General features: G+C 63.6%; 17 protein-coding genes. 8 read left to right on the top strand and 9 right to left on the bottom strand.

All coding sequences use genetic code 11. The features are described from left to right. The 4 genes from GJ631_RS11115 to GJ631_RS11130 form a co-directional block, all read right to left on the bottom strand. A partial coding sequence (locus GJ631_RS11115) for a transcription initiation factor IIB family protein (protein WP_156709230.1) occupies nucleotides 1-819 on the bottom strand: 819 nt, incomplete at its 3' end. 290 nt (nucleotides 820-1,109) lie between these two features. Continuing rightward, nucleotides 1,110-3,479 (bottom strand): PGF-CTERM sorting domain-containing protein, encoded by a 2,370-nt coding sequence (locus GJ631_RS11120; RefSeq protein ID WP_156709231.1) that lies wholly within the window; start codon nucleotides 3,477-3,479, stop codon nucleotides 1,110-1,112. Nucleotides 3,480-3,673: 194 nt separating this feature from the next. Next, nucleotides 3,674-3,979, bottom strand: coding sequence for a hypothetical protein (locus GJ631_RS11125; protein WP_370518642.1), 306 nt, complete (start codon nucleotides 3,977-3,979; stop codon nucleotides 3,674-3,676). A 56-nt stretch (nucleotides 3,980-4,035) separates the two neighbouring features. Continuing rightward, nucleotides 4,036-4,311 carry a winged helix-turn-helix domain-containing protein gene (locus GJ631_RS11130; protein WP_156709232.1) on the bottom strand — a complete coding sequence of 92 codons (276 nt, stop codon included), beginning with the start codon at nucleotides 4,309-4,311 and terminating at the stop codon, nucleotides 4,036-4,038. A 185-nt stretch (nucleotides 4,312-4,496) separates the two neighbouring features. Here GJ631_RS11130 and GJ631_RS11135 point away from each other — a divergent pair, with 185 nt between their 5' ends. Continuing rightward, nucleotides 4,497-5,741: an RNA-guided endonuclease TnpB family protein gene (locus GJ631_RS11135; RefSeq protein ID WP_156709233.1), complete on the top strand. Its 1,245-nt coding sequence runs from the start codon at nucleotides 4,497-4,499 to the stop codon at nucleotides 5,739-5,741. 12 nt (nucleotides 5,742-5,753) lie between these two features. On the opposite strand, the gene GJ631_RS11140 is transcribed toward GJ631_RS11135, so the two are convergent. The 3 genes from GJ631_RS11140 to GJ631_RS11150 form a co-directional block, all read right to left on the bottom strand. Further along, nucleotides 5,754-6,038 (bottom strand): DUF357 domain-containing protein, encoded by a 285-nt coding sequence (locus GJ631_RS11140; RefSeq protein ID WP_156709234.1) that lies wholly within the window; start codon nucleotides 6,036-6,038, stop codon nucleotides 5,754-5,756. Nucleotides 6,039-6,105: 67 nt separating this feature from the next. Then, entirely contained in the window at nucleotides 6,106-7,779 is a 1,674-nt protein-coding gene (locus GJ631_RS11145) for a class I adenylate-forming enzyme family protein (protein ID WP_156709235.1), read from the bottom strand. A gap of 104 nt (nucleotides 7,780-7,883) precedes the next feature. Beyond that, on the bottom strand, nucleotides 7,884-8,366 hold the full coding sequence (locus GJ631_RS11150; RefSeq protein ID WP_156709236.1) for a metal-dependent hydrolase: 483 nt from the start codon (nucleotides 8,364-8,366) through the stop codon (nucleotides 7,884-7,886). 58 nt (nucleotides 8,367-8,424) lie between these two features. Between GJ631_RS11150 and GJ631_RS19255 the strand changes: the two genes are divergently transcribed. From GJ631_RS19255 to GJ631_RS11160, 3 genes are read left to right on the top strand one after another with little or no spacing between them, the layout of a single operon-like run. Further along, on the top strand, nucleotides 8,425-8,553 hold the full coding sequence (locus tag GJ631_RS19255; RefSeq protein ID WP_255453944.1) for a hypothetical protein: 129 nt from the start codon (nucleotides 8,425-8,427) through the stop codon (nucleotides 8,551-8,553). A 51-nt stretch (nucleotides 8,554-8,604) separates the two neighbouring features. Beyond that, complete coding sequence (locus tag GJ631_RS11155; protein ID WP_156709237.1) at nucleotides 8,605-9,171, top strand: peroxidase-related enzyme; 567 nt, start codon at nucleotides 8,605-8,607, stop codon at nucleotides 9,169-9,171. Between the two features lie 50 nt (nucleotides 9,172-9,221). Then, entirely contained in the window at nucleotides 9,222-10,073 is an 852-nt protein-coding gene (locus GJ631_RS11160; protein ID WP_156709238.1) for a succinylglutamate desuccinylase/aspartoacylase family protein, read from the top strand. Between the two features lie 11 nt (nucleotides 10,074-10,084). On the opposite strand, the gene GJ631_RS11165 is transcribed toward GJ631_RS11160, so the two are convergent. Both GJ631_RS11165 and GJ631_RS11170 read right to left on the bottom strand, forming a co-directional pair. After that, entirely contained in the window at nucleotides 10,085-10,531 is a 447-nt protein-coding gene (locus tag GJ631_RS11165) for a UPF0179 family protein (RefSeq protein WP_156709239.1), read from the bottom strand. Nucleotides 10,532-10,572: 41 nt separating this feature from the next. Continuing rightward, the gene (locus GJ631_RS11170; protein ID WP_156709240.1) at nucleotides 10,573-10,965 is read right to left on the bottom strand and encodes a DUF5820 family protein; all 393 of its coding nucleotides are present in this window, start codon (nucleotides 10,963-10,965) and stop codon (nucleotides 10,573-10,575) included. A gap of 357 nt (nucleotides 10,966-11,322) precedes the next feature. Here GJ631_RS11170 and GJ631_RS11175 point away from each other — a divergent pair, with 357 nt between their 5' ends. From GJ631_RS11175 to GJ631_RS11190, 4 genes are read left to right on the top strand one after another with little or no spacing between them, the layout of a single operon-like run. Continuing rightward, entirely contained in the window at nucleotides 11,323-13,398 is a 2,076-nt protein-coding gene (locus GJ631_RS11175; protein ID WP_156709241.1) for a PrkA family serine protein kinase, read from the top strand. Continuing rightward, the gene (locus GJ631_RS11180; protein WP_156709242.1) at nucleotides 13,395-15,671 is read left to right on the top strand and encodes a PrkA family serine protein kinase; all 2,277 of its coding nucleotides are present in this window, start codon (nucleotides 13,395-13,397) and stop codon (nucleotides 15,669-15,671) included. Before GJ631_RS11175 ends, GJ631_RS11180 begins: the two co-directional genes overlap by 4 nt. Next, a complete protein-coding gene (locus tag GJ631_RS11185) occupies nucleotides 15,662-16,990 on the top strand; it encodes a YeaH/YhbH family protein (protein WP_156709243.1) in 1,329 nt (442 codons plus the stop codon). The genes GJ631_RS11180 and GJ631_RS11185 overlap by 10 nt, the downstream gene beginning before the upstream one ends. Then, the gene (locus GJ631_RS11190; RefSeq protein WP_156709244.1) at nucleotides 16,987-18,972 is read left to right on the top strand and encodes a SpoVR family protein; all 1,986 of its coding nucleotides are present in this window, start codon (nucleotides 16,987-16,989) and stop codon (nucleotides 18,970-18,972) included. The genes GJ631_RS11185 and GJ631_RS11190 overlap by 4 nt, the downstream gene beginning before the upstream one ends. Nucleotides 18,973-19,288 lie beyond the last annotated feature (316 nt).

Genomic DNA, 19,288 nt, shown 5'->3' on the forward strand with positions numbered 1-19,288 from the left:
CCCCGAGAGGATGCCGTCCTCGCGGGCGGCGTCGATGAGGTCTCGGGCCCGACGCTCGACTTCATCCGAGAGGTCGAGGTCGCTGACGAACCGGGGGATGTAGCTCTCGGGGTCGGCCGGCTTGACCTCGAGGTTCAGCTCGCGGATGATGTAGCGGTAGGTCCGCGTGAGCTCCATCTTTTCGACACGGGAGACGCGTTCGACCTCGTCGAGGCTGCGGGGGACGCCGGCCTGTCGGGCGGCGGCGTACAGCGACGCCGTGGCGACGCCCTCGATGGAGCGGCCGGGCAGGAGGTTGTCCTGCAAGGCTCGGCGGTAGATGACCGAGGCGGTCTCCCGGACGTTCTCGGGGAGGCCGAGTGCCGAAGCCATGCGGTCGATTTCGCCGAGCGCCTGCTTGAGATTACGCTCCTTGGAGTCACGGGTGCGGAACCGCTCGTTCCAGGTGCGGAGCCGCTGCATCTTCTGGCGCTGGCGACTCGACAGGGAGTTGCCGTAGGCGTCTTTGTCCTGCCAACCGATGTTCGTCGACAGTCCCTTGTCGTGCATCATCTTCGTCGTCGGCGCGCCGACGCGGGATTTGCTGTCCTTTTCGGCGGAGTCGAAGGCGCGCCACTCCGGCCCGCGGTCGATTTCGTCCTCCTCGACGACCAGTCCGCACTCGCTGCAGACCGTCTCGCCGTGTTCGGTGTCCGATTCGAGGCGAGCTCCACACTCCGGACACACGGTCGTGTCTTCGTGTTCGTGCTCGTCGGCCCGCTCGGTCGTCGTCTCGGTACTTCGCTCGTCGGTGTAGGTTCGGATGCTTGTATCGCTCATTGTATGGGTTACGCCCGTCTCCGGAGGTGGAAAACCCGAAGAAATCCGGTATCGGACTGTTGCTAACAGTATGTTAGTGCGAAAGGTACTTAAACATTTCGCAGGTGTGTGGCTCGAATGCACCGATATCGGGCAGTAGAGACAGTATTGTGTGTTACCGTATGTCGTGTGACATCCCTTGCCCAATGATTGTTAGTGATAAATGTTGCTACGGGTGCCGGGCGCCACATAAAATACGTCACGGCGGCCGGCCCGCCGTTCCCGAGTCGGACTCGGTGTCGCGTTCGTCGTCAGTTCAGTCGGCGGGCGGCCAGCACCGCACCGAGGATGGCCACCAGCGCGACCACCGCACCGAAGCCGGCGCCGTCACCGCTGGAACCACCGTCGGTTTCGGTCATGTCGTCCATGCCGTCCGCCTCAGTCGTCTCGCCCATGTCGTCGTCTTCGACCGTCAGCGAGGCGTCGTCGAGGACGATGTCGCCACCCTCCGTGGTGTAGGGACTGTCCTCGCCGCCTTCGGTGTCGACGAAGTCGTACTCCTGATTGCCGTTCGTATCGAAGTGCGGCATCGCGACGGCTGTGCCGTCCTCCTCGTACGGCGTATCCAGGCTGACCTCGATGTCGGAGTGGTCACCGGCTTCGAGGTACTCGCTGGTCCCGCGGACGCTGTCGAACGTCGCACCGTCCAGGAGCGTCCCGTCGTGAATCGTCACGAACCCGCCCTGCGAGAGGGAGGCGCTGTCGACCGTGACGGACTCGCCGTCGGTCGTCTGGTCGGAGATGGAGACGCTCGCCTCCGGGACCGCACTCACCGTCGCGGGTGCCACGTTGGCGCTCCCGGCGACCGTGTACGGCGTGTCGTCTGCGCCTTCACTGGTGACGAAGTCGTAGGCTTCGTTGCCGTTCGTATCGAGGTGCGGCATCGCGACGAAGGTGTCCTCGCCGCCGGGCACCTCGTCGATGGAGACGCTGACGTTCTCGTGGGTGCCGGGGCCGAGGTACTCGCTGGTGCCACGGACGCTGTCGAAGACAGCGCCGTCGAGCACCGTCGAGTCGTGCAGCGTGACGAAGCCGCCGTTGTGCAGCGTGACGCTGTCCACAGTGACCGTGTCGGAGACGTCCTCCTGACCGGTGAACGTCACCTGTGCCTGTACGCTCGCTCGGTAGGTGTCGATAACTGCGCCGCCGTTGGCAGTGTAGGGGCCGTCTTCGGCGCCTTCACTGCTCACGAAGTCGTACTCCTCGTTATCGTTGGTGTCCCGGTGGGCCATCGGGATGGCCGTCTGGGAGGTCTTCATCGGTTCGTCCAAGGTAACCTCCACGTCGGAGTGGAAGCCGGCTTCGAGGTACTCGCTCGTGCCACGGACGCTGTCGAACGTCGCCCCGCCGAGCAGCGAACTGTCGTGAATCGTCACGAAGCCGCCCTCCGAGAGGTCGACGTGGTGGACCGTCACGGTGTTGCCGTTGGATTCCTGCTGGGAACCGGAGACCAGCGCCGAAACCGTCGCGTTGGCGGTGTCGACGACCGCGTCACCGGAGTCGGTCGTGTACGGACCGTCCTGTTGGCCCTCGCTGTCCGGGAAGTCGTAGGCCTCGTTGTCGTTGGTGTCCTGGTGAGCCATCGGAACGAGCGTGTCGTCCTCTTCGAGCGGCTCGTCCAGCGTCACGTGGATGTCCTTGTGCGTGCCGGGTTCGAGGTACTCGCTGGTGCCGCGGATGCTGTCGAAGACATCGCCGTCGAGCACCGTCGAGTCGTGAACCGTCACGAACCCGCCGTTCGGCAGGAACGCCTCGTCGACAACGACGAAGTTCCCGCCCGTGTTCGTGTCGCTCATCGAGACGCTGGCCTCGTCGGTCGGCGTCACTGCCGCCGTGTCGACCGCGATACCGAGGTCGGAGTTGGGGTCCTCGAACGGCCCGTCCTCGTCGCCCTCGCTGGTGACGAAGTCGTACTCGCCGTTGTCGTTGGTGTCCTTGTGCGGCATCGGGATGATGGTGTCCTCGTTGTCGAGCTCGTCGTCGAGTTCGACCCGGACGTCCTCGTGGACGCCCGCAGAGAGGACGCCGCTGACGCCGCGGACGCTGTCGAAGGTGTTGCCGTCCAGAAGCGAACTGTCGTGAATCGCCACGAAGCCGCTCTCGGAGAGTTCGACGCGGTCGACGGAGACCGACGAGCCGCCGGTCGACTGGTCGGACATACTGACCGTCGCGCTGGCGGTCACGTTCGCGCTGTCGACGACGATGTCGCCGTCCTCGTTCGTCGAGGGACCGTCTTCCTCGCCACCGCTGGAGACGAACTCGTAGGTTCGGTCGCCGTCGGTGTCGAGATGCGGCATCGCGATGAGCGTATCGTCCTCGGTGAGCGGCTCGTCCAGCGTCACGGTGACGTTGCTGTGGTTCCCGGCTTCGAGATAGCCGGACGTGACACGAACGCTCGTGAGTACTGCCTCGCCACCGTCGTTGAGGCTGGAGTCGTGAATCGCGACGAACCCGCCTTCGGGCAGGTACACGTCGTCGACGACGACCGTGTGGCCGCCGCTCGTCTGGTCTGAAATCGATGCTGAAGCTACGTGGTTTGCCGACACGACGCCCACTCCGGCGGTCGCGACGCTCGCGACCATGAGCAGTGTCATGACGACTGCACCTATGCGTCGATGCATATCACACCGTTCTGGGATATATAAAAAGGCGTTTGCCGAACTGCCACCCAAATTCGACCCACAGCCGTCCGAATTACGGGGTCGTATGCCTATTTTGATGCGGACGTGAGAACTCTCGCCGCGAGCTGGTTACCAAAAACGTACTGGCCGAACGGCGCGGGAAAATCAGGTGGACGGGGCAGGTAAGCGGTGGGTCAGTCCCACGTAACCCATGTCAGAAACGCGATACCGCCGAACTCGAAGACACGCAGGGTCGCGAGCGCGAGTTGAGCGGGGTACGGTACCATGTTTGGGTCGTGAATCCACGCCGAGAGGCCGGCGTGGAAGATGAACAGGTAGGCGGCGAGGGCGTTTTCGCCGAGGAGGAACACGCCGAAGAGGACGAGTCCGAGGGTGTGCTTCGACCGGAGTTCCAACCAGTTGCCGCCCCACACGTACAGCAGGGCACCCAACAGGAAGATGTTCAGGACGGCAAACACCTGGACGATACTGACGAGCACTATGAACCACCTAACTTATCGACGTACATATACTCTTACCCAAATTCCGCCCATACTCAGATCACTTTCCCGATTATCTCCTCGACGGTGTCCCAGTGGACGCGGGCCGCCTCCGTCGGGAGGTACACTTTCCCGTAGTCGTCGCCGCTGTCGGTGACGACGTTGTTCTCCTCGAGGACATCGAGGTGGTGTCTGACTGTCTTGTAATCCAACTCGAGGTCCTCAGCCAACTGGTTGGCGTTTCGCGGCCGCTCGTCGAGTGCACGCAGAATGCGGGCGCGGTTGGCACCGCCACGCGTGCCCGAGAGTACGTACCAGAGGGCCGCCTCCATTAGCGACATCCACACATCCAAACGACGTAAAATAGGGGGGTATCACTTCGATGTCATAGCGGTAACAGCGCGGAAACCCACCCCTTCAGGGTGGGAGGAAGCGCGTACGCTCAGTGCGACAACCCACCATCAATGACAAGGCCGACTCCCCAATATATTTGAATCATATAGTCTCCATTTGATGTATGGAGAAGCGGCGGACTGTCCCCGTCAAACTCGACGTGGACAGTGCCGACGCCGCACTCCTCGAAGATACCATCGACGAGTTTCTGTGGGCCGCCAACTGCGTCACGCGCCACGCCTTCGAAGGTGAATACGTCACGACAAGCAAGACGACGCTCCACGACGACACCTACAACGATGTGCGCGACGCGACGGCGTTGCACAGCAACCACGTCCAAGCCGCCCGAAACAAAGCCGCCGACGCCTGCAAGAGCGTCGTCAAGAAGTGGAAGGGGGGCAAGAAGGCGTCGATGCCCTACTTCACCAGCCCGCACCTCGTCTACGACCACCGCACCGCCACCTTCCACGACGACTACGTGTCGCTGGCGACCGTTGATGGGCGGATCGAAGCTGACTACGTGCTCCCAGATGAAGACAGTGAGACGCCCCACGCCGACTACCTGTTCTCCGACGAGTACGAGACGACTGGGGCGGAGTTACACCGGAAGCACGGCGAGTGGCAACTTCACACCCACTGCAAACGGGATGTTGAGCCAGACACGCTGGAACAGGCATCCACTGAGAACGGAACGGTTCTCGGGGTTGACCTCGGCGTGACCAATCTCGCCGTCACCTCGACCGGCCAGTTTTGGACTGGCGACGAGTTCGATCACTGGCGCAAGGAGTACGAGAAACGCCGTGGCGACTTGCAGCAATGCGGTACGCGGTGGGCACACGAGAATATGGAGGCGGTCGGGCGGAAAGAAGACGGTCGGTTCAAGCAGACACTTCACCGGATAGCGAACGAGTTGGTGGCTGAATCCCGCGAGTACCGGTGTTCCGTGATTGCGTTTGAGGACTTGACCGACATTCGTGAACGAACCGGTGCGTCGTGGGGCCACAAGTGGGCGTTCAACCGCCTTTACGAGTACGTCGAATACAAGGCCGCAGAGTACGGTATCGACGTCGAGCAGGTTGACCCGGAGGACACCTCTCGACGGTGTTCTCACTGTGGGTTCACGCACCCGGAGAACCGTGAGAGTGAATCGTTTGAATGCTTGAAATGCGGCTACGAGAACCACGCTGACTACAATGCCGCAAAGAACATTGGGTTGCGGTATCTCCGTTGCAACCAGACTGGGGGCGACGGAGGGGCATCCGTAGGCATTGCCCTGAACAGCGGGATGTTGAACGCGAACGGAGCGTATACATCTCCTGCCGAAGATTCGGCCAGAGCGGGAGTCCACGCTGAAAGCCCACCCCTTTAGGGGTGGGTTAGCTTACACGGTGAATAAGTGTCCGTCGGTTGGTACGTCGAAGACGCCGATTCGGGCGCCGGCGTCCATCCAGCCGTGTCCGTAGGAGAACGACGCCAACGCGTTGACCAAATCCTCTTCCTCCCGGAAGTGCCGCCCGTCCTCCAGATACGACCGGGCCATCTCCTCGAACTCCTCGCCGGCCTCGTACAGGGGCGTCCCCTCCTGGGCAGCGATGTCGGCGGCGTCCAGCGCCTCCGCCAGCAGTTCCTCGTAACGGTTCGTCTTCTCTTCGAGGTCTGCAGCCATACGGAGGCCCTCACAGCGAAAGAACAAAAACGGGCAGCCTCGGCGGTCGAGCGTCGTTACCCGGCGGTTACAGTTCCTCGCTGGAGCCGAGCGGGCCGCCGAGACGCTCTTCGGCCTCCTCTTCGAGTTTGAACCGCTGGACCTTCTGGGTGGCCGACCGCGGCAGTTCGTCGACGAAGAATATCCGTCGCGGGTGGGCGTACGTCGCCACGTGGTCGAGGCTGAACTCGCGGAGTTCCTCCTCGCTGCGGTCGGCGCCCTCCTCGAGGACCACGAAGGCGACCGGCGCCTCACCTTTGATTTCGTGGGGTGCGCCGACGACGGCAGCCTCCGCCACGTCGGGGTGTTCGTAGAGGGCGTCCTCGACTTCCGCCGGGTAGATGTTCTCCCCGCCGGCGATTATCATGTCGTCGGCGCGGTCGACCATCCAGAAGTAGCCGTCCTGGTCGACGCGGGCGATGTCCTCGGTGTAGAAGAAGCCCTCGTCGTCGAAGACCGCCTGCGTCTTCTCGGGGCGGTTGTAGTACCCCTCGAAGACGGTCGGCGACCGAATCGCGATTTCGCCGGTGACCTGCTCTTCGTCCGAGAAGTCGATGTCGTCGCTGGGGTTCGGTTGGAGGTCGTCCGTCGAGATGCGCGTCTCGCGGGTGTCGGGGTCGACCAACTTGATTTCGATGTTCCGGAGCGCCGGACCGATACAGCCGGCGGATTTCCGGACGCCGCGGGAAGGTTCGACACAGCCGGCCGGCCCGGTTTCGGTCATGCCCCACCCTTCGGTCATCGGGACGCCCCACGCCTCCTCGATGGTGCGGCGCGTGTCGTCGGCCAGCGGGGCGGCCGCACAGATGACGTCGGTCAGCGACTCCATGTCGTAGGCGTCGGGGTCCTGTCGGTACACCTGCCACATCATGTTGTACAGCGCGGGGACCCCGGCGAAGTTGGTGACGTCGTTGTCCGAGATGGTCTGCAGAATCATGTTCGGGTCCGGCCGCGGAATCATGTGCATCTCGGCGCCGTTGTAGAGGTAGGTGCCCTGAATGGCATTGAGCGCGTAGATGTGGAACAGCGGCAACACGAGGACGATGCTGTCGTCGGGGTCGATTGGGAGGCCACCCTTCGCGTAGGATTCGATGGTCGAAAGGAGGTTCTCGTGGGTCAGAAGCACCCCTTTCGGTTTGCCGGTCGTTCCGGAGGTGTAGGGCTGACACGCCACGTCGTCGAAGTCGCGGTCGACGGTGTCGAACTCCGCCGAGGCCTCGGCGACGGCCTGAGAGTAGTTGACGACGCCGTCGTCGCTCACGCCGGAGACGTAGACGTTCGACACCCCGGCGTTGTCGGCGAGTTCGGTCGGCCCGATGATGCGCCCTTCCTCGGTGTCCATCCCACCGGCGAGCAGTGGGGACCCTATCATGTGGTCTACGTCGCCGTCCTGGAGGACGAACTCGAGGGTGTTGGGGTCCATCCGGAGGTTCAGCGGAACCGGAATCGCCCCCGCTTTGATGGAGCCGAAGTACGACTCGGGGAACTGGTCGGTGTTGGGGATGTAGAGACCGACGCGGTCGCCCGGTTCGACGCCGTTGTCGACGAGGACGTTCGCGACGCTGTTGGCCGAGGCCTCCAGTTCGTTGAAAGAGGTCTCCTGGCCCATGAACGTAATCGCCGTCTTCTCGCCGTACCGGTCGGCAGCCATCGAGGGAAGGTCGCCCATGTTCCGCAAGGGTGCACCGTTATAGTGTTCCATGGTAGCGTCCGCAACTCCGAACGGCACCTATTAAAGATTCTCCCGGCTAAAATCGGTGGAAAAACCCTCTCCATCGGGGGATACGGAGTGTCGACGGGAACCGGCTACAGCGTTCCCGCGACGTAGCCGACGGCCGCCGTCGCGGCGACGCCCAACACGAGCAGTCCGTAGTTGGCTATCGGGTTCGACGCCCGCGCGACGCTGAGCGAGTAGTCGGTGCCCGACAGCGGCCACAGGAGCGGAACGCCGGCGGGCGTGAGCGAGTCCGCGAGCAGGTGAGAGCCCACGCCGACGACGGCGACGACTGCCCCGAGTCCGGCCGCCAACACGGGGTCGACGCCGACCCGCTGTCCCACGAGGAATCCCGAACCGCCGAGGGTCGCCGTGACGGCACTCAGGAACAGCAGGGTGTGGGTGATGCCGCGATGTTCCAGAAACGGCACGCGGAGGTCGTAGTCGGGGAGGCGCGAGAGTCCGACGGAGCCGATACAGCCGGCGATGGCGACACCGGGGTCGACCGACAGCAACAGGAACCCGACGGGCGCGTACACGAGCAGTGCAGCGCCGTAGTGCCCCGTTTTGTACATACCCCCCGTTCGACGCCGGGAGGGAAGAACCTGTATATCGGCCGCCCCACGGGCCAGTATGGCAGTCGATGTCCTCGGTCCGTTTCTGATTCCCGCCGGCCTGTTTTTCCTCGGCGTCGTCTTCTACGGCGTCGTCGTGCTGTTGGGACGACTGCGCGACGAAGACGACTACCGCACCGACGAGTAAACTAATCGACATCGGGGAACCAGTTTTACCATCGGAGGTCGAGTGAGAACTATGAGCGACGATACGATGGGCCGGTTTCCGGTCCCCGACCACGATGAGTTGCCCGAGGACATCCGCGATCGAATCGAAGAAGAGACCGAACAAGCCGGCTTCACGCCGAACGTCTTCGAGGGATTCGCCTACAAGCCCAGTCACTTCCGGGCGTTTTTCGCCTACCACGACGCGCTGACCGAGGACACGCCGCTGGAACGCGAAGAGATAGAGATGCTCATCGTCACCGTCTCGGGCATCAACGACTGTCTGTACTGCGTCGTCGGCCACGGGGCCCTGCTTCGTATCTTTGCCAGCGCGCCGAAACTCGCCGACCAACTGGCGACGAACCACCGCACCGCCGACCTCTCGGAACAGCACCGCGAGATGCTCGACTTCGCGGTGAAACTGACCGAAGAACCAGGACGCGTCGACGACGACGACATCGAAGCGCTCCGGGACGTCGGGTTCTCCCAAGAGGAGATTTGGGACATCGGCAGCGTCGTCTCGGTGTTCAACCTCTCGAACCGGATGGCGACGTTCGCCGACATGCGCCCCAACGACGAATTCTACGGGATGGGTCGCTGACGGCACCGAAGCGCGGGGTTCATACTCCCGGCCCCGTTACGCCGAGGTAGATGCGCGTCGAGACGCTGGGAGACGGCGACCCCGAAGTTGCTATCGTCGGTGGAATACACGGCGACGAGCCGTGCGGCCCGAACGCCGTCGATGACCTTCTCGACGCCGACTTCGACATCCAGCGACCGGTGAAACTCATCGTCGCAAACGAAGAGGCGCTCGAAGAGGGCGTCCGCTACCTCGAAGAGGACCTCAACCGCGCCTTCCCCGGCGACCCCGACGCCGACACCCACGAAGGGCGACTGGCACACGAACTGCTACGTGAGATTCGCGGCTGTGACATCCTCTCGCTGCACTCGACGCAATCGTACGCCGCCCCCTTCGCACTCGTCGACGAGATGGACGGCTACGCCCGGTCGGTGTGTCCGTACCTCTCCGTCGAGGCCGTCGTCGAGACCGCCGGCTACAGCACCGGCCGGCTCATCGCCTACCCGAACGTCGTCGAGTTAGAGTGTGGCATCCAGCGGTCGGCGGCCGCCACCGAGAACGCCAAACAACTCGCTCGGGAGTTCCTCGTCGCGACGGGCGTCCTCTCCGGCGAGACCGGTAGCGGTCGACACCATCCCCTCCCGGTGTTCAGACTGGAACGGCAGATTCCGAAACCCGTCGGCGAACGCTACGAGGTGTTCGTCGAGAACTTCGAGCGCGTCGCGGAGGACGAGGCAATCGCCGCCGTCGACGGCGAGGAACTGTTCTCCGAGACGCCGTTTTACCCCATTCTCCTGTCGGCCTACGGCTACGAGAACGAGTTCGGCTACGCCGGCGACCTTATTGGCCGACTCGACGGCGACGAACCCGCGGTCCCGGCCCGAGAGAGCGCTTCGGCCCGCGCCGACGGCCGGAATCGGTAGCCCGACCGGGCCTACTCCTCGTCGGCGGCGAACTCGACGAGCGTCAACTCCCGGTCGAGCATGCAGTAGTCGTGCGGGGGGTCGCCGACGACTTCGGTAATCTGGTACTCCTCGTCGAACTCGGCGCCGGCGGGTTCACAGAACTCGTGGCTCGGACACTCGGTGTACGGACAGGGGCCGGCGAGTTTGGCTTTGCTGCCGGCGTAGGCGGCGTTCGTTGGGACGTTTGCGAGGACGGGGGCGGGTTCGACTTCGACGGCGGTGACGCCAGTGTCGTGGACGGCACACTCAAGCGTCCCCGAATCCCGGACGCCGGTCACGCGGTAGCGGCGCCCCTCGGTGAGGTTGAGACACTGCTCGCGGTAGGGACAGCCCTCACAGGCCTCGGACTCGCCGCCGTAGACGAACTCGGTGCCCACCTCCGCGAGCCGTTCGCCGATGAGCGTGACCTTCGACATGTGTCGTTCTTTCCCCGGTGACGTGTTAAGGCCGTCGGCAGCTAGAGTTCGCGTCCGGTCAACTCGTCGAGTTTCTCGAAGTACCGCTCCCGCGGCACCTGATACAGTCCCCGGTAGTCGATGTCGCCGTCGGCGAACCGATGGGTCAGGTCCACGGCGCCGTCCAGCGCCGCCGAGCGGGTGTCGTAGGCGTCGGGGTCGCGGTTCACCTCGGGTTCCAGATACAGCGTCACCATCCACGGCGCGTTCGGCGGGAGGTTGCGGTTGCCCTCCGGCCGGCGGTTCCGTCGACCGCGCGTGACGTAGACCGTCGGCAGACACGCGGCGGGGAACTCGCTGCCGTTGAACACGTCGGGGCGGTAGGCGAGGATGGCCCGAGTGTCTTCGGCGTTCCACACCTGCCAACCGTCGCCGAGTGCCGCCTCCTCGAACATAGGCTGGCTTCGAACTCGGCCCCTATCAGCCCCTCGGTTTATAAACCACGTCGGTCACTCGTCTGACGGACGGAAAACCGAAGACGATTAATCCGGCGTCTGTTGCTGGTTTTGCGTCATCGACTCGGCCGTGGTGCGTGTCAACTCCAGACAAGATTTATGTAGCAGCAGCACTCATATATAAGATAGTATCGGTGGCGTCGTCGCCACGTGCCGTCCCCGACCGTGTCGTTGTGCTCCGAGGCCGCCGGCCGGAATCGGGTCGTGGTATGTGGTGACGTACCGAGCCATCGAGACGACGGCCAGACGGCCAGCCCGGCCCCGCCGGGTGGGATGCGTGAGCGTCCCCGTGATAGAATGAGCGATATGGAAACACTCGAGGAACTCAGCAAGGAGTACAGAAGCTCGATTCCGTCGGACCTCCGCGAGACGCGGTCGTTCGACTGGTATCTCGAAGAACTGTACGACAGCCCGAAAATCGCCCGCAACGCCCACCAACGCGTCGCGGACATGTTCGACTACTACGGCACGTCGTACGACGAGGACGCCGGCGTCGTCGAGTACGAGCTCGCCTCCGAGGACCCACTCGGAAACGGCGAGAACACGTTTTACGGCCGCGTCATCCACGAGGCTATCCACGAGTTCGTCAACAAGGTGAAATCGGGCGCCCGCGGGCTCGGCCCGGAGAAACGCATCAAACTGCTGCTCGGCCCCGTCGGCTCGGGGAAGTCGGACTTCGACCGACAGGTCCGACGGTACTACGAGGACTACACCACCCGTGACGAGGGGCGGATGTACACCTTCCGCTGGACCGGCCTCTGTGACGTACTCAGGGACCAAGACCCCGCCGACGACGTGGTCCGCTCGCCGATGAACCAGGACCCGGTCGTGTTGCTCCCGCTTGAGCAGCGCGAGGGCGTCATCGAGGACGTAAACGAGCGCCTCGATGCACCGTACACCATCCGAAACGAGCAGGCGCTGGACCCGGCGAGCGAGTTCTACCTGGACAAACTGCTGGAGTACTACGACGACGACCTCCAGTCGGTACTGGAGAACCACATCGAAATCGTCCGCCTCATCGCCGACGAGAACAAACGGCAGGGCATCGAGACGTTCGAACCGAAGGACAAGAAGAACCAGGACGAAACCGAGTTGACCGGCGACGTGAACTACTCGAAAATCGCCGTCTACGGCGAGAGCGACCCCCGTGCCTTCGACTACTCGGGGGCGTTCTGTAACGCCAACCGCGGCATCTTCTCCGGGGAGGAGTTGCTCAAACTCCAGCGGGAGTTCCTCTACGACTTCCTGCACGCCACGCAGGAACAGACCATCAAGCCGAAGAACAACCCCCGAATCGACATCGACCAGGTCATCGTCGGTCGGACGAACATGCCCGAGTACCGCGACAAGAAGGGCGACGAGAAGATGGAGGCGTTCAACGACCGGACGAAGCGCATCGACTTCCCCTACGTCCTCCAGTACGAGGAGGAGGCGAAAATCTACCGCAAGATGCTGAAGAACGCCGACGTGCCCGACATGCACGTCGAGCCACACACCCTGGAGATGGCGGGGCTGTTTGGCGTCCTCACCCGCATCGAGGAACCCGACGGCGGCAACGTCTCGGTCGTCCAGAAGGCCAAAGCCTACAACGGCGAAATCGACGAGGGCGACGACATCGACGTGAAGAAACTCCGCGACGAGGCGAGCGACACCGCCGACATCGGCGAGGGGATGGACGGTGTCTCGCCGCGGTTCATCGGTGACGAAATCGCCGAGGCGCTGATGGATTCGATGCACCGAAATCGGATGTTCCTCTCGCCGCTGACGACGTTCAACCACCTCGAGGAGAACCTCGAAAACCACGGCTCCATCCCCCAGGAGAACTTCGAGCGGTACTACCGCTATCTCGAACTGGTGCGCGAGGAGTACAAGGAACGCGCCATCGAGGACGTCCGACACGCCCTGGCCTACGACCTCGACGAAATCCAGCGGCAGGGCGAGAAGTACATGGACCACGTGATGGCCTACATCGACGACGACACCGTCGAGGACGAAATCACGGGCCGCGAGCAGGAACCCGACGAGAAGTTCCTGCGAGACGTCGAGGAAAAACTCAACGTCCCCGAGGACCGCAAGGACGACTTCCGACAGGAAGTCTCCAACTGGGTCTCCCGACGGGCCCGTGAGGGCGACACGTTCAACCCGCAGGACAACGACCGCCTCCGCCGTGCGCTGGAGCGCAAGCTCTGGGAGGACAAGAAACACAACATCAACTTCTCGGCGCTGGTCTCCAGCGGCGACTTAGACGACGAGGAGCGCAACGCCTGGGTCGACGCCCTCGAAGAACAGGGGTACAGCACCGAGGGCGCAAAGGAAGTCCTCGAGTTCGCCGGCGCGGAGGTGGCCAAAGCCGAGATGGAAGGGGAGGAATGACCGGACAGGAGTACATCGACCGCGCCGACGACGCCCTCCGGGAGACGTACGAACCGCCGATGTCGCTTTCGGAGTACGTCGAGACGGTTTTCGAGAATCCACGGACGGCGGCCCACGCCTCGAAGTACCTGCTCGAAGCCATCGAGGCCGCCGGTACCCGGACCGTCGTCGAGGAGGGCGAGCGCAAGGAGCGGTATCGCTTCTTCGACGACCCACACAACGACGGCGAACACGCCATCCTCGGCAACACCGAGGTGCTGAACGCCTTCGTCGACGACCTTCGCTCCATCGCGGCCCGTCGCGGCAAAGACGAGAAGATACTGTGGCTCGACGGCCCGACGGCGACCGGCAAGTCCGAACTCAAACGCTGTCTCGTCAACGGACTTCGGGAGTACTCCAAGACCGAAGCCGGCCGGCGCTACACCGTCGAGTGGAACGTCTCCGGGGCCGACAGTTCCCCGGGGATGACCTACGGCGACACGCCCGCGCCCGACGAGGACGACTGGTACCCCTCGCCCGTGCAGGCCCACCCGCTGTCGGTGTTTCCCGAGTCCGTGCGGGAGGAACTGCTCGCCGACCTCAACGACGCCCTCGATGACCACATCCCCGTCCACCTCGACGCCCGCTTGGACCCCTTCAGTCGGGAGGCCTACGACCACCTCGAAGAGCAGTACCGCCGACAGGACACTGAGGACCTGTTCTCGGCGGTGACCGACGAGAATCACCTCCGGGTGAAGAACTTCGTCGTCGACGTGGGACAGGGCATCGGCGTCCTCCACAGCGAGGACGACGGCACCCCGAAGGAACGTCTCGTCGGGTCGTGGATGGCCGGCATGCTCCAGCGACTCGACTCACGCGGCCGGAAGAACCCGCAGGCGTTCAGTTACGACGGCGTCCTCTCACAGGGCAACGGCCTGCTGACCATCGTCGAGGACGCCGCCCAGCACGCCGACCTGTTGCAGAAACTGCTGAACGTCCCCGACGAGGGAACGGTAAAACTCGACAAGGGAATCGGGATGGACATCGACACCCAGATGATTATCATCTCGAATCCGGACCTCGAGGCGCAGTTGAACCAACACGCCGAACGCGAGGGACAGGACCCGCTGAAGGCGCTGAAGCGCCGTCTCGACAAACACGAGTTCGGCTACCTGACGAACCTCTCGCTGGAGGCCGAACTCCTCCAGCGGGAGTTGACCAACGAGACCGACATCTGGGAAGCCGACAGCTACGAGGGGCTGGAAGAGCGGATTCGCCAGCCCGTCACGATTTCGGTGCGGAACAGCGCCGGCGAGGTGCGGGAGCGCGAACTCGCACCGCACGCAATCGAGGCCGCGGCGCTGTATGCGGTCGTCTCGCGGCTGGACGCCGAATCGCTGCCACCCGGCCTGGATTTGGTCGACAAGGCACTCGTCTACGACCGTGGCTACCTCCAGGACGGCGACGAGCGGCGATACAAGGAGGACTTCGATTTCGGCACCCCCGACGACGGCGACGGCGGCATCCCGGTGACCTACACCCGCGACATCGTCGCGGATTTGCTGTACGAGGACACCGAGCGCTTCCACGCCGAGTTGCCGGTCGAGGACGTCATCATGCCGCGTGACGTGTTGAACGCGATGGCGGGGCGCTTCGAGGACGCCCCCGTCTTCTCGAGCAGCGAGCGCACGGAGTACGAGAACCGCCTCGTCCCGGTCAAGAACCACGTCTTCGGCCGGCAGGAACAGGACATCATCGACGCCATCATGCGCGAGAAGCGTGTCGACGAGGCGACCGTCGAGGAGTACATCGAACACGTCTACGCGTGGGTCGAGGGCGAACAGATAGAGAACGACCGCGGGGAACTCGAGGAGCCGGACCCGCTGAAGATGAAAGTGTTCGAAATCGAGCACCTCGGTCGTTTCGAGGAGGCGGATTACGACGGTGCCGAACCGACCGAGGGCGTCGAACGGTTCCGCGCCGAGAAGATAATCACGGCGTTGAACCGCCACGCGTGGCGGAACCGCGACGACGAGTTCCGCGTCTCCGACGTAGACCCCCGAGAGATTCCGGTCATCGAGACGGTGTTGGGGAGCCACGACTGGGACGACGTTCGCCGCGCCCACGAGGACCTCGACCCCAACCAGTGGGACGACCCGCCGTCGGGGACCGATACCGAGGCAATCAAAGAAGAGACGATTCGGAACCTCCAGGAGATGTTCGGCTACTCGGCGGCCTCCGCGGAGTTGACCAGCCGACACGTCATGGGACAGGTGAGTTACCGATGGGACTGAGAGACGACCTCGACCGCTTCCGTGAGGTCGGCGAGGCCAAGCGACAGGACCTCTCGGAGTTCATCCAGTACGGCGATTTGGGTCAATCGCGGCCCGACGAGGTGAAGATACCCATCAAAATCGTCGACCTGCCGGAGTTCGTCTACGACCCCCGCGACCAGGGCGGCGTCGGCAAGGGACAGGGCGGAACGCCCGACGTGGGCGACCCAGTCGGCCAACCCGAACCACAACCCGGAGACGGCGACGACGATGGCGACGGCGACGAACCCGGCGAGGAGGGCGGCGAACACGAGTACTACGAGATGGACCCAGAAGAGTTCGCCCAGGAACTCGACGAGGAACTCGGCTTGGACCTCGAACCGAAGGGCAAGAAGGTCATCGAGGAGAAGGAGGGCGACTTCACGGACATGACTCGGACGGGTCCCGCCTCGACACTGGACTTCGAGCGACTGTTCAAGGAGGGGTTGAAGCGAAAACTCGCGATGGACTTCGACGGCGAGTACGTCGAGGAAGCCCTGCGCGTCGACGGGTGGGGGCCGGCGAAGGTCTTCGAGTGGGCCAGAGCGAACCACATCCCCGTCTCGCGGCCGTGGATAGCCGACGCCTACGAGTCGATTCCGGCCGACGAGCGGGACCGCTGGTCGTCCATCGAGGAGATGGAAGAACACGTCGACAAGGAGTCGACGGCCGCCCGCATCCGCCGAGAGGGCGTCGACGAAATCCCGTTCCGTCGCGAGGACGAACGCTACCGCTACCCCGAAATCATCGAGGAGCGCGAGAAGAACGTCGTCGTCGTGAACATCCGCGACGTGTCGGGGTCGATGCGCCAGTCGAAGCGTGAACTCGTCGAGCGGACGTTCACGCCGCTGGACTGGTATCTGACTGGCAAGTACGACAACGCCGAGTTCGTCTACATCGCCCACGACGCCGACGCCTGGGAGGTCGAACGCGAGGAGTTCTTCGGCATCCGGTCGGGCGGCGGTACCCGCATCTCCAGCGCCTACGAGTTGGCCGCGGCGGTCCTCGAAGAGCGGTACCCCTGGAGCGAGTGGAACCGCTACGTCTTCGCCGCCGGCGACTCGGAGAACTCCTCGAACGACACCGAACAGAACGTGATTCCACTGATGGAGGAGATTCCGGCGAACCTCCACGCCTACGTCGAAACCCAGCCCTCGGGCAACGCCATCAACGCGACCCACGCCCAAGAGGTCGAAAGTCACTTCGAGGGCTCTGACAACGTCGCCGTCGCCTACGTCCAGAGCCCCGACGACGTGGTCGACGCCATCTACACCATCCTCAGCACGGAGGCAAACGAATGAGTACCGACGACCGACTCGAAAAGCAGCGTATAGCCGAGGACCTCGAAGAGCCGGCCCGCGAGGCCAACCGCCTCGCGCGGAAACTCGGACTCGACCCCTTCGACGTGAACTACTGGGTCGTCGACTACGACGAGATGAACGAACTCATCGCCTACGGCGGCTTCCAGTCGCGGTACCCCCACTGGCGGTGGGGGATGGGCTACGACCGCCAGCGGAAACAGCGGCAGTTCCTCGGCGGGAAGGCCTTCGAAATCGTCAACAACGACGACCCCTCGAACGCCTTCCTGCAGGAATCCAACGAGATGGCCGACCAGAAGGCCGTCATCACCCACGTCGAGGCCCACGCGGACTTCTTCAAGAACAACGAGTGGTTCCGGCTGTTCGGCACGTCGCCGGACGCCGCGGCGATGCTCGAACGGCACGGCGAAGCCGTCGCCGAGTACATGGAAGACCCCGACATCTCCCGGGAGGCGGTCGAGGAGTGGATAGACCACGTCCTCTGTCTGGAGGACAACATCGACCAACACCGGGCGTTCACGACGGCCGAGGGGTGGACCGAAGACGGCGAGATGCCCGAGGACCTCGCGGAGAACCTCGACGAACTCGACCTCTCCGAAGAAGTCCGTAAACAGGTGTTCTCCGAGGAGTGGCTCGACGCGATGGCCGACGACGGCGACGGCCCGACGTTCCCCGCCGAACCCGAAAAGGACATCCTCGCGTTCCTCCGGGCCCACGGGAAGGCCTACGACGACGACGCCGAGAAGGCCACCGACTACGAGGAGTGGCAACGGGAAATCCTCGAACTCCTTCGGAAGGAGGCGTACTACTTCGCCCCCCAGAAGATGACGAAGGTCATGAACGAGGGATGGGCCTCCTACTGGGAGTCGAAAATGATGGCCGGGGAACGCTTCGCCGACCCCGACGAGTTCGTCTCCTATGCCGACCACATGGCGCAGGTGTTGGGCTCGCCGGGGCTGAACCCCTACAAACTCGGCTTGGAGCTGTGGCAGTACATCGAGAACCGTCGAAACCGACGTGAGGTCGTCGAACACCTGCTGCGCGTCGAGGGCGTGACCTGGCGGAACTTCTCCGACACCGTCGACCTCGATTCGGTTCTCGAATCACTGGAACCGGACCCACTTGTCGCCGACCCGGTCGCACACCTCGATTCCCTCGACGCCGAGGACCCACGCATCGACGCCGACGCGCTCGAAGCAGCGAGAGCGGGCGATATCGACGCCGAGACGTACCCGTGGAAACTGCTCACCTACGAGGGATTGGCCGAACGTCACTACTCGCTCGTCCGCCCGCAGAGTCGCGGGTTCCTCAAGCGGACTTCCCAGGAGGAACTGGAACGCACCTCGCGGTACCTCTTCGACACCGAACGGTACGCCACGGTCGAGGAAGCCGTCGAAGCAGTCGACCGCGCCGCCGGCTGGGACCGGATGCGGGAGGTCCGGGAGAGTCACAACGACGTGACCTTCCTCGACGAGTTCCTCACCGACGAGTTCGTCGACGACAACGACTACTTCACCTACGAGTACACCCACACGACGCGGGACTTCCGTGTGACCTCGACTGACGCCGAGGACGTGAAAAAGAAGCTCATGCTGCAGTTCACGAACTTCGGGAAACCGACCATTGCGGTCCACGACGGGAACTACCGGAACCGCAACGAACTGCTCCTCGCCCACCACTACAACGGCGTCGGACTGGAGTTGACCGAGGCCAAACAGACGCTCGAGCGCGTCTTCGAGTTGTGGGGGCGGCCCGTCGCGCTGAAGACCATCGTGAAGGAAATCGACGAACACGACATCGAGGTCGCCCGGCGCCGGGACCGCGAACCCGAACCGACAGAGCGGGGGAAACTCATCCGCTTCGACGGCGAATCCTTCGAGGAGGAAGAGTTAGACGACGAGGAGGTGGCCGACATCAGGGCGACCGAAGTGGACTACAACACCAAACCCGACGAGTGGCTCTAGGCGGAGAGGAGGTAGCTTCTTATTACCGCGTTCGTTACTCGAACTGTGTCAGAGAGCGCTGGGTCCGCCTCGGCGAACGGGGCGCTGGAAGAGGGGGAAATCCACGACGTTCTGCGGAACGGTCGTCGTCGGCTCGCCATCCGGTCGCTCCGGGAGGGCGAGGGGGAGATGAACGTCCGCGAACTCTCCGAGGAGGTCGCGGCTCGCGAGACGGGTGAGGACCCGCCGCCGCGGGACAAACGCCAGTCCGTCTACGTCTCGCTGCATCAGACGCACCTCCCGAAACTCGACGACCTCGGTATCGTCGACTACGACA

This window comes from Natronomonas sp. CBA1123 (genome assembly GCF_009741925.1).
Classification (GTDB): Archaea; Halobacteriota; Halobacteria; order Halobacteriales; family Haloarculaceae; genus Natronomonas.

Bases quoted from the DNA above. Each gene is read 5' to 3' on its own strand.
- GJ631_RS11165 (WP_156709239.1), bottom strand. From the start codon at position 10,531: ATGTCGAAGGTCACGCTCATCGGCGAACGGCTCGCGGAGGTGGGCACC.
- GJ631_RS11155 (WP_156709237.1), top strand. From the start codon at position 8,605: ATGAGCGACGATACGATGGGCCGGTTTCCGGTCCCCGACCACGATGAG.
- GJ631_RS11130 (WP_156709232.1), bottom strand. From the start codon at position 4,311: ATGGAGGCGGCCCTCTGGTACGTACTCTCGGGCACGCGTGGCGGTGCC.
- GJ631_RS11175 (WP_156709241.1), top strand. From the start codon at position 11,323: ATGAGCGATATGGAAACACTCGAGGAACTCAGCAAGGAGTACAGAAGC.
- GJ631_RS11170 (WP_156709240.1), bottom strand. From the start codon at position 10,965: ATGTTCGAGGAGGCGGCACTCGGCGACGGTTGGCAGGTGTGGAACGCC.
- GJ631_RS11145 (WP_156709235.1), bottom strand. From the start codon at position 7,779: ATGGAACACTATAACGGTGCACCCTTGCGGAACATGGGCGACCTTCCC.
- GJ631_RS11150 (WP_156709236.1), bottom strand. From the start codon at position 8,366: ATGTACAAAACGGGGCACTACGGCGCTGCACTGCTCGTGTACGCGCCC.
- GJ631_RS11135 (WP_156709233.1), top strand. From the start codon at position 4,497: ATGGAGAAGCGGCGGACTGTCCCCGTCAAACTCGACGTGGACAGTGCC.
- GJ631_RS11120 (WP_156709231.1), bottom strand. From the start codon at position 3,479: ATGCATCGACGCATAGGTGCAGTCGTCATGACACTGCTCATGGTCGCG.
- GJ631_RS11190 (WP_156709244.1), top strand. From the start codon at position 16,987: ATGAGTACCGACGACCGACTCGAAAAGCAGCGTATAGCCGAGGACCTC.
- GJ631_RS19255 (WP_255453944.1), top strand. From the start codon at position 8,425: ATGGCAGTCGATGTCCTCGGTCCGTTTCTGATTCCCGCCGGCCTGTTT.
- GJ631_RS11185 (WP_156709243.1), top strand. From the start codon at position 15,662: ATGGGACTGAGAGACGACCTCGACCGCTTCCGTGAGGTCGGCGAGGCC.
- GJ631_RS11140 (WP_156709234.1), bottom strand. From the start codon at position 6,038: ATGGCTGCAGACCTCGAAGAGAAGACGAACCGTTACGAGGAACTGCTG.
- GJ631_RS11160 (WP_156709238.1), top strand. From the start codon at position 9,222: ATGCGCGTCGAGACGCTGGGAGACGGCGACCCCGAAGTTGCTATCGTC.
- GJ631_RS11180 (WP_156709242.1), top strand. From the start codon at position 13,395: ATGACCGGACAGGAGTACATCGACCGCGCCGACGACGCCCTCCGGGAG.